8 protein-coding genes are annotated in these 9,876 nt (G+C 35.8%); 6 read left to right on the top strand and 2 right to left on the bottom strand.

Annotation, left to right across the window (positions count from 1 at the left end):
* Window positions 1–13: 13 nt before the first annotated feature.
* A complete protein-coding gene (locus tag FWJ34_RS15390) occupies window positions 14–3,640 on the bottom strand; it encodes a calcium-binding protein (protein WP_308256223.1) in 3,627 nt (1,208 codons plus the stop codon).
* A 159-nt stretch (window positions 3,641–3,799) separates the two neighbouring features.
* On the opposite strand from FWJ34_RS15390, the gene ruvB reads away from it, so the two are divergent.
* Window positions 3,800–4,906: a Holliday junction branch migration DNA helicase RuvB gene (ruvB, locus tag FWJ34_RS15385; RefSeq protein WP_308256222.1), complete on the top strand. Its 1,107-nt coding sequence runs from the start codon at window positions 3,800–3,802 to the stop codon at window positions 4,904–4,906.
* Window positions 4,907–5,072: 166 nt separating this feature from the next.
* On the opposite strand, the gene FWJ34_RS15380 is transcribed toward ruvB, so the two are convergent.
* The gene (locus FWJ34_RS15380) at window positions 5,073–5,918 is read right to left on the bottom strand and encodes a M48 family metallopeptidase (RefSeq protein WP_308256221.1); all 846 of its coding nucleotides are present in this window, start codon (window positions 5,916–5,918) and stop codon (window positions 5,073–5,075) included.
* 106 nt (window positions 5,919–6,024) lie between these two features.
* Here FWJ34_RS15380 and FWJ34_RS19605 point away from each other — a divergent pair, with 106 nt between their 5' ends.
* The 5 genes from FWJ34_RS19605 to FWJ34_RS15360 all read left to right on the top strand — a co-directional run.
* Window positions 6,025–6,228: a hypothetical protein gene (locus FWJ34_RS19605; protein WP_396232004.1), complete on the top strand. Its 204-nt coding sequence runs from the start codon at window positions 6,025–6,027 to the stop codon at window positions 6,226–6,228.
* 264 nt (window positions 6,229–6,492) lie between these two features.
* Window positions 6,493–6,744: a type II toxin-antitoxin system prevent-host-death family antitoxin gene (locus FWJ34_RS15375; RefSeq protein ID WP_308256220.1), complete on the top strand. Its 252-nt coding sequence runs from the start codon at window positions 6,493–6,495 to the stop codon at window positions 6,742–6,744.
* Complete coding sequence (locus FWJ34_RS15370) at window positions 6,744–6,998, top strand: Txe/YoeB family addiction module toxin (RefSeq protein WP_308256219.1); 255 nt, start codon at window positions 6,744–6,746, stop codon at window positions 6,996–6,998. The genes FWJ34_RS15375 and FWJ34_RS15370 overlap by 1 nt, the downstream gene beginning before the upstream one ends.
* Window positions 6,999–7,001: 3 nt before the next feature.
* The gene (gene uvrB / locus FWJ34_RS15365; RefSeq protein ID WP_308256218.1) at window positions 7,002–8,993 is read left to right on the top strand and encodes an excinuclease ABC subunit UvrB; all 1,992 of its coding nucleotides are present in this window, start codon (window positions 7,002–7,004) and stop codon (window positions 8,991–8,993) included.
* 489 nt (window positions 8,994–9,482) lie between these two features.
* On the top strand, window positions 9,483–9,876 hold a 394-nt coding region (locus tag FWJ34_RS15360), incomplete at its 3' end, for a UPF0182 family protein (RefSeq protein ID WP_308256217.1).

Raw genomic sequence — 9,876 nt, 5'->3', positions numbered from 1 at the left:
TACGAACAGCTTTTTACATAGTTCCTGCAAGCCATTCGATAGTAACTCCCGTTGTCCCCACTTTAAGACTGAAAGTAATTTCACCTTTACCGGTAACACTGATCACATCTTTATCGACACCGCCAGTAATGCTGTTGATACCATTTCCATTTACGGTTACGGTATTTTGCTTATTTGCACCAGCATCGCCAACGCTTACGGTATTATCACCATTACCAGTAATTTCAACGATATCGGCACCCCCTAGGGTAGTAATAGTATTTTTACTATCACCATTAACAATGACGGTATTTATACCAGCACCAGCAGTAATGATATTTTCACCTTTTCCTTTTATGTTGATGAAATCATTTCCGTCAAGGGTAGTAACAGTCTTTTTACTAGTGCCATCAAGACCATCGATAGTAATTTCATTATTACCACCTTTAGCATCGATAGTAATTTCACCTTTACCGGTAACATTGATCTCATCTTTATCGACACCACCAGTAATGCTGTTGATACCATTTCCAGTTATGGTTACGGTATTTTGCTTATTTGCACCAGCATCGCCAACGCTTACGGTATTGTTACCATTACCAGTAATTTCAACGGTATCAGCACCCCCAAGGGTAGTAACAGTATTTTTCCCAGTGCCTCCGGCTCCATTTATGGTAACTTTGTTATTACCAGCACCAGCAGTAACAGTATTTTCACCTTTTCCGGTAATTTTGATAATGTCATTTCCGTCAAGAGTAGTGACCTTATTATTGCCATCACTAAAGATAGTTACAGTGTTATTACCGGCATCAGCATCGATAGTAATATCATTTTTATTAGGAAGACCATCAGGATTAACTTTAATGACATCATCCCCAGCACCTACCGTAATAGAATTTTTGCCATTACCTACAGTTATTTCATTATTACCAGCACCAGCATTGATAGTATTATTTCCATTAGCCACCGTGATGATGTCAATTCCAGAACCTCCAGTAATAGTGTTATTAGAATCACCAAAAATTGTTACTATATTATTACCAGCACCTACATCAACAGTATTGGTTTTTACAGGTTTAGCCTTGAGTAAATTATCTTCCCCATTAATAGTCACAACGTCATCATTTTGAAGGGTAGTAATTTTATTATTGCCATTTCCAACAGTAATCTTATTATCACCAGCACCCGCCGTAATGGTATTATCACCGTCGTTACCTTCTGGTCCGAATTCTGTTATGATGTCAACACCATCCCCGGTAGTAATAGTATTACTAGCATTACCAGTTATGTCGATAGTATTCTTACCGGCACCAAGATTGATAACATTAGTTTCTTTTTGGTTATCGGGTTTAACTTTACCGTTAATGATAACAGTGTCAATACCTGCTTCAGTTGTAACATTATTACTTCCTGAACCTATGGTTATCTTATTATTACCAGCACCAGCTTTGATGGTACTATCACCATTTCCAGTTAGAATTAGATCATCACCAGAACCAGTAGTAATAGTTTGATTTCCTTCCCCGTTACGATTTATGGCACCTTTGTCATCTCTAACTAAGTCAGTTGTAACTGTGTTTTGACCGTTGCCGAGGGTAATAATATTATTCCCTTGCCCTGTTTCAACGATATTTGTTCCGTTACCTGCTGTAATTTTTTGATTTCCATTACCAATGCCACCAAACTCATATCGAACCTTAAACAGAGGATTACCCTTGTCATCCAATTTTGGATTTCCATCTTTGTCAACTTCAGGTATCACAACAGGAATTTGCAGTAAGTCAGTTTTGATAGTGTTATTACCATTACCGAGAGTAATTGTGTTATTTCCTTCCCCAGTTTTTACGGTGTTATTACCATCTCCCGCTGTAATAGTGTTACTATCAGGGGCCGCTCCCGTTTTGGTGGGAAGATCTCCTACGTCACCGTCAACGTGATCACCATAGAGATAGTTGTCACCTTCACCGCCATTTAAGGTATCAGTACCAATACCCCCATTTAAGGTATCACCGCCGTCACCACCAACTAAGGAGTCGTTACCTTCCCCACCGATAAGAACATCAAAACCACCTAAACCAACTAAAACGTTATTACCAGTATTACCGATAATCACGTTATCTTGCTCGTTACCAGTACCGTCAACAGCTCCTTCCGCTTTACTCAAATCAAGATTTTCAACGTTAGCACCTAAGGTATAACTGACATAGGATATGACTGTGTCAACACCTCCATCGCCGGTTTCCACCCCAAGATATGTTGTTTCTTTAATGATATATCTATCATCATTAGTACCACCGGCAAGAATATCAACACTGCCGTCTTCTTCACCGCCGTCTAATAAATCTCGACCTGCTCCACCAAGTAAAGAGTCAGCACCAATACCTCCAATTAAAGTGTCATCTCCACTACCACCATCAAGAAGATCGTTGCCCTCACCGCCTTCAAGAAGATCATTGCCACCTTCACCCCTGACAACATCATCTCCTCTTTCACCTTTGAGGACATCATTACCGAAGCCACCGTTAATGGTGTCATTACCAGCACCACCATGGACTAAATCGATGCCGAAACCGCCATTGATAAGATCGTTACCAGCGTTTCCAAAGATTCGGTCATCTCCCTCTAAACCATTAAGGATATTGTTACCACTGTTACCACGGATAATTGTATTTTCCTCGTTCCCCGTTGCGTTAACGCTATCACTACCTTGTAAGTAAAGATTTTCGACAAAGGGGCTATCCTCTAAGCTGTAGGAAACTCTAGAATTTACTGTATCAATTCCTCCCGTATTTTCTCCAGAATTAGTAGTCTCACTGACTACATCACTAACATCATCTACATAATAAATATCATCACCAGCACCACCTCTCATGGTATCAACACCGGCATCCCCATTAAGAGTGTCATTTCCTTGACCTCCACTTAGTAAGTCATTTCCTTGACCTCCATATACTAAGTCATCACCCAAGTCACCATTAAGGTTGTCGTTTTCAGTGCCACCAGAGATAGTATCATTACCTTGACCTCCGTAGATAAGATCTCTACCCTGCTCACCTTTAATGTCGTCATCACCTTGACCGCCGTAGATTTCATCGTCTCCATTATCCCCAGAAAGTTGATCATTCCCTTGATTTCCATAGATAAGATCGCCGTTTTTTCCACCAAAGATTACATCGTTAAATCTTGCACCGTAAATAGTGTCGAACCCTTCACCCCCTGTTAAAACAGAAGTACGACCATTATCGGTGGGTTGTGTATTCGGATCTTCTACGCTACCGTAGATAACGTCATTACCATTACCGCCATTAGCGATAACTTGAGAACCATAGGCGTAGATTATGTCATTATTGTCATCACCATTAAGGATTTTTAAACCATAGGTTTTGACTTCAGGATTTTCAGTGACACTGATAGTATCATCTCCTTGTCCACCGTAAGCAATACCAGCAACGTTGCCAATTAAACCATACTTGTCGGCTCCCACTACAAGAGAAGCAGCTTGATTTCCTTGATCACCATTAATTGTTACGGTGGGAAGAACAGGACCAAAGTCATCAAAAGCTACTACGATAACATCGTTACCTTGTAGTCCTAAAATTTGGTCTCCATTTTTCTTGAGTATCCCAAAATCATCACCGTTTGTAAGCAATACCTGAGCCATATAAACTCCTCATCAATTATTTCTTAATTAATTTCATCATATGATAAAGTGAGCTAACTTTAACATCTGTCCCTTAAAGATAGCAAAACAAAATTATTACGTCAAGTATATTTTGAAATTGCTTTAAAAATTTATTGAAACCCCGTAAATTTACTAATTATGGCAATTAAACGATCGTCGTCTGAGCAAAAATCTCAATTTCTCCCTCAACAACGAAAAAACAAATCACCAATGTCCGAATCTTTATTGTCAAAGGATAATGATATTTTATTGCCTACGGAAATTCTTGAGGATTTAGGGGAAAATGAAGATAAAATTCGCCCTCATCGTCTTGATGATTATATCGGACAAAAGGCTCTTAAGGAAATGATTGCCATTGCCATTGAAGCGGCTAAACAGAGAAAAGAATCTTTAGATCATATACTTTTGTATGGTCCTCCCGGATTAGGTAAAACTACCATGTCTTTAATTTTGGCTCAAGAAATGGGGGTTAGTTGTAAGATTACCGCAGCTCCTGCTCTTGAACGCCCTAGGGATATTACAGGCTTGTTGGGGAGCCTTAAACAGGGTGATATTTTATTTATTGATGAGATACATCGTTTAAATCGAGTGACAGAAGAGCTACTTTATCCTGCTATGGAAGATTGCCGTTTAGATGTTACAATTGGCAAAGGACAATCGGCGAAAATTCGTAGTATTCCTTTATCTCCCTTCACTCTCATCGGTGCTACTACCAAAATTGGTTCCCTAACTTCACCGTTGCGTGATCGTTTTGGTTTAATTCAACGGTTACAATTTTATGATCCAGATGAACTTACGCAAATTATACTGCGATCTGCTACTATTTTGAAATTAAAAATTGATCACGGTGGTGCAGAAGAAATAGCTCGTAGGTCAAGAGGTACACCTAGAATTTCTAACCGATTATTACGTCGAGTGAGGGATTATGTACAAGTAAAACATCAATCTAGTATTAATCAAGGTTTGGCGGCGGAAGCCTTAGATTTACATAATGTCGATCCTTTAGGATTAGATTGGACTGATCGACTGGTACTATCAGCTATGGTCGCTCAATTTAGTGGCGGCCCCGTAGGCCTTGAGGCGATCGCTGCTGCTACAGGGGAAGATGCCAAAACCATTGAGGAAGTATATGAACCTTATTTATTACAAATCGGTTTTATTAATCGGACTACGAGGGGAAGAGTTGTGACGAATAAGGCTTATGAGCATTTGCGAGAAGTTAAAAGCTCAAAATCTCCTAATTAGGGGTGCGTCAAAAAGTATTTTTATTTTGATGAGGGTAGCTATTAGCAGTCAGCTATCAGCTTAAATCACCAAAAATCAAATTTTTAGCTTAGTAGTGTTACAGTAAATTCTAAATTCTAAATTCTAAGATTTTTATAGCTTTCTGATTCCTAACAGTAAACTCTAATTAATATCTATTTCCTAATAATGATCGAATATTATATCTGTATTGTTGTTCGTCTAAACCATCACCTTGAAAAGCTATATCCTGGGGAATTTTCTGGGCAAGGGCAATAGCTCGATCGCCACCATTAGGATGTGTACTAAGTAAAGTAGGAGTTCTACCACCGCCTAATTGTCCTAATTTTTGCATAAAATTGACCATAGCACCAGGTGCATAACCGGCATCATATAATATTTGTAAACCAAGAGCATCCGCCTCAAATTCATCTTGACGACTGTAGGGTAAATCAATAGCTAAAGTAACTCCTAACTGTACTATATTCGCTTTATCTAATCCTGTGGCAGTTAATAATCCTTGAGTAATTGCTTGTTGTCGCATTTGTTTTGCCGAATGACGAGCAACTACATGACCAATTTCATGGGCGATAACACTAGCTAATTCAGCTTCATTAGAGGCGGTAGCGATTAAACCAGTATGAATATAAACAAAACCTCCCATAGTAGCAAAAGCATTAACTTGAGGATTATCGACAATCTCGAAGCGATAAGGTAAATTGGAACGAGTACTAACACCAACTAATCGATTACCAATTTGATTAACATAACTGTATAAATCATTATTACGATATAATCTAACTTTACCTTGAGATAATAATTGTTGTCGTATTTGATTGCCAAATTCAACTTCTTGTTGATCACTAATATTGCTAAGTTGAATAACTTGAACTCCTCTCATAAACAATTCACCCCAAGGGATAGCTTGACTAACTTTTACATCAGTAAAAATCAAACCTGATGCGATCATAAAAGAGATAGTTAAATATAATAATGTACGTTTGAAATTAAACACGATTATTAACCAAGATTGAAGATTGATAGAAAAACAATATTTCTTATTTCTATTATGGACTGCATCAAATCATAAATGTTCCTTTCTCTCGTTATCAAAATAACGTATTATTATTACCACAGATAGTGATTTTGAACAACTAATTTGGCAACAAGAAAGATTACATTGTGGAGTTTTAAGATTAGAAAATTTACCACGTTCACAAAGAATACTACTTTTTCAGGAAATATTGACTAATTATTCCGAATATTTAGAATCTGGAGCGATAGTAATTGCTACTCAACAAAAAATTAGGATTCGCCGAAAATAGTCGATTAAAATAGATTTTTTATCTTTAGTTTGTCTTCGATTAATTTCGCAACCAATAATTAATGTTTTCTTTAGAATCACTTTTTCAACCCACAGGAGATCAACCAACAGCGATCGCCCATCTGGTAAAATCATTACAATTCTTATAAATAAATAATGAATTCAAGGCGTTTTCTCTCTGCTCCCTCCTTCCTGCTCCCTAAATTCGGTCGATGTCTATTTGATCATCTACAATTAATTTATTGCTGACAATAAAGAGAAGATTATGGAATCAATTAGCGATCGCACTTTACAGAATAATTTAACGACTATTCTCGATCAAGTCAATAATGATCATATACCTATTATTATCCATCGAGAAGATGGTCCTCCCGCAGTTTTACTTTCTTTAGAAGATTTTAATTCTTATCAAGAAACCGCTTATTTAATGTCTAGTGCTAAAAATGCCCAACGTTTAAACGAAGCAATTCAAGAATTAAGAGAGGGTAAAGGTATCGTGAGGGAGTTAATCGAATAGTGATTATTAAATGGGCAGAAAATGCTTGGAATGATTACATCTACTGGCAAAACATCGATAAAAAAATAACAAAAAAGATTAACGAATTAATCAAAGATATTATCAGACATCCTTTTGATGGGCTTGGTTATCCTGAACCATTAAAACATAATTGGTCAGGTTTCTGGTCAAGAAGAATAAATAAAGAGCATCGTTTAGTTTATTCTATGGAAGATAATGAGATTTTTATTGCCCAATGTCGTTTTCATTACTAATTCATGTTTAATTTACAAGCACCCTTTAAACCCACAGGAGATCAACCAACAGCGATCGCTTCTTTGGTAAAATCATTACAATCGGGCAATCGTTTTCAAACTCTACTTGGTGCAACGGGTACAGGTAAAACTTATACTATAGCTTGTACTATTGCCCAATATCAAAAACCGACTTTAGTATTAGCCCATAATAAAACCTTAGCGGCTCAACTGTGTAATGAATTAAGGCAGTTTTTCCCTGATAACGCCGTTGAATATTTTGTCAGTTACTACGACTATTACCAACCAGAGGCTTATATTCCCGTTACCGATACTTACATCGAAAAAACCTCCTCTATCAACGACGAGATTGATATGTTACGGCACTCGGCAACTCGATCACTTTTTGAAAGAAAAGATGTTATTGTGGTAGCTTCCATTAGCTGTATTTACGGTTTAGGGATGCCCGTAGAATACCTCAAAGCCGCTATTCCTCTACAGATTAACCAAGAATATGATCCTCGTCAACTCATTCGAGATTTAGTCAATGTGCAATACAGTCGCAATGATGTTGACCTCCGCCGTGCTACTTTTAGGATAAAGGGTGATGTTTTAGAAGTTGTCCCAGCCTACGAAGATAGAGTTATAAGGGTAGAATTTTTTGGAGATGAAATCGAAGCAATTTCTCTTTTAGATCCAGTTACAGGCGAATTATTGCAAGAATTAGAGCGAATTAACATCTATCCTGCAAGGCACTTTGTAACACCTCAAAACCAATTAGAACAGGCGATCGCCGATATTAAGGAAGAATTAGAAGAAAGATTAATAGTCTTAGAAAAAGAAGGAAAATTAGTCGAAGCCCAAAGATTAAAACAAAAAACAAAGTATGATTTAGAGATGCTAAAAGAGGTTGGATATTGCAACGGAGTTGAAAATTATTCCCGACTTTTAACAGGAAGAAAAGCTGGGCAACCTCCCGATTGTTTAGTCGATTATTTTCCTGAAGATTGGCTTTTAGTAGTAGATGAATCCCATGTAACTGTACCGCAAATTAGGGGAATGTATAAAGGAGATCAAGCAAGAAAAAAACGGTTAATTGACTCTGGTTTTCGTTTACCAAGTGCGGCAGATAATCGTCCTTTAAAAGCTGATGAATTTTGGCATAAAGTTAAACAATGTATTTTCGTTTCAGCTACTCCTAGTAATTGGGAAATTGAGCAATCAAATAATCAAATTGCAGAGCAAATTATTCGCCCTACGGGCATTTTAGATCCGCAAATTTTTGTAAGACCAAGCGAGGGACAAGTAGATGACTTACTAACAGAAATAAAAGAGAGAATTAAGAAAAAACAACGAGTTTTAATTACTACCTTAACAAAAAGGATGTCAGAAGATTTGACAGAATATTTACAAGAAAGAGGGATAAACGTACAATATCTACATTCGGAAATTCAATCTATTGAAAGAATCGAGATTTTACAAGGATTAAGAGCAGGAGATTTTGATGTCTTAATTGGGGTAAATTTATTAAGAGAAGGTTTAGACTTACCCGAAGTATCTTTAGTAGTAATTTTAGATGCAGATAAAGAAGGTTTTTTACGTTCAGAAAAATCATTAATTCAGACAATAGGAAGGGCGGCACGTCATATAAATGGACAGGTAATTTTATATGCAAATAACTTTACTCAAAGTATGGAAAAAGCCATTAATGAAACTAATCGACGGAGAAAAATTCAAAAAGAATATAACATCAAAAATAATATTATTCCTCAGTCAATTACTAAAAAATCTGCTAACTCAATTTTAGAATATTTAGATATATCCAGAAAATTAAATAGTCAAGAATTAGAACAAGTTTACAACGAAATTGAAGAACTTACTTTAGATAAAATCCCGACTTTAATTAAACAATTGGAAGAAGAAATGCAAAAAGCATCTAAAAATTTAGAATTTGAAAAAGCAGCTGAATATAGAGATAAAATTAAACATTTACGGATACAATTAAGAAGCAATTAAGCTAAAATTATTGATAATGATAAACTCTTTACAATACCTAATCTTTTTCTCGCCTCTATCAGAGATACTTTTACTTGTGAATCATTACGTTGACGTAACTTTTTCTCAATAGCCCGTAAATTGACACTCCAACGGAAGACAGCACGTTAGAAACTATCAAAAAATATATTGCCAATCAACACACCCATTAATACTCACTGCACCTCTTTTAAGGGTGTCGCAATACATCCCACCCTTAAAAGAGGTGAGCTTTTTGCGAAAATTTTTGTAAATGTTTTCTATCAAGACCGATGGGTTATAATTGTAGCAGAGTTTATTTAATTTTGCAACCAAATAAAGAAAAGTATAATTAAAATTAAATTATCATTATATTCTTATAAAATTAAGCAAAAATTATGACTAACGTTTTAAATCTTGAATCGATTACTGCTTTAAATCGAGAGCAATTTTATCAACTTTACCATACCTATTAATTGATATTCTTAGCGAATGAAAGTAACAAAAAAACTCCCATCTATAGAAAAAAAAAATAACTATAACCTTATTTTTATTATCATCATCTTATTAATATTATTAATCTTAAGCATAATAATTATTAGTAATATTTATGTCAATATTTTATGGTTTCAAGAAGTTAATTATCTAAAAACTTTTTATAATGCTTCTTTGACTAAATTATTTTTATGGATGACTACTTTTTGTATTTCTATATCTTTTTTATGGGGTAATTTAGTTATTGCAGAAAAACAAAAAAAACAACAGTTAAGTTTTATTACTACAGATAAACTTTCAATAAATAAACAATCTCCTCAATCTCCTGAATTAAAGTTAAAATACTTATTCCCCATTATTTTTAGTTTTTCTCTCCTTATCTGTATCAGTC

Origin of the sequence: Geminocystis sp. GBBB08 (genome assembly GCF_016743215.1) — a bacterium.
In the GTDB taxonomy this organism is placed as follows: domain Bacteria; phylum Cyanobacteriota; class Cyanobacteriia; order Cyanobacteriales; family Cyanobacteriaceae; genus Geminocystis.
The sequence above is the reverse complement of the archived record's forward strand: the minus strand, read 5'-3'. Positions and strand labels throughout refer to the sequence as shown.

Coding starts and splice junctions, on each gene's coding strand:
- FWJ34_RS15390 (WP_308256223.1), bottom strand. CDS start 3,640: ATGGCTCAGGTATTGCTTACAAACGGTGATGATTTTGGGATACTCAAG.
- ruvB (WP_308256222.1), top strand. CDS start 3,800: ATGGCAATTAAACGATCGTCGTCTGAGCAAAAATCTCAATTTCTCCCT.
- FWJ34_RS15375 (WP_308256220.1), top strand. CDS start 6,493: ATGGAATCAATTAGCGATCGCACTTTACAGAATAATTTAACGACTATT.
- uvrB (WP_308256218.1), top strand. CDS start 7,002: ATGTTTAATTTACAAGCACCCTTTAAACCCACAGGAGATCAACCAACA.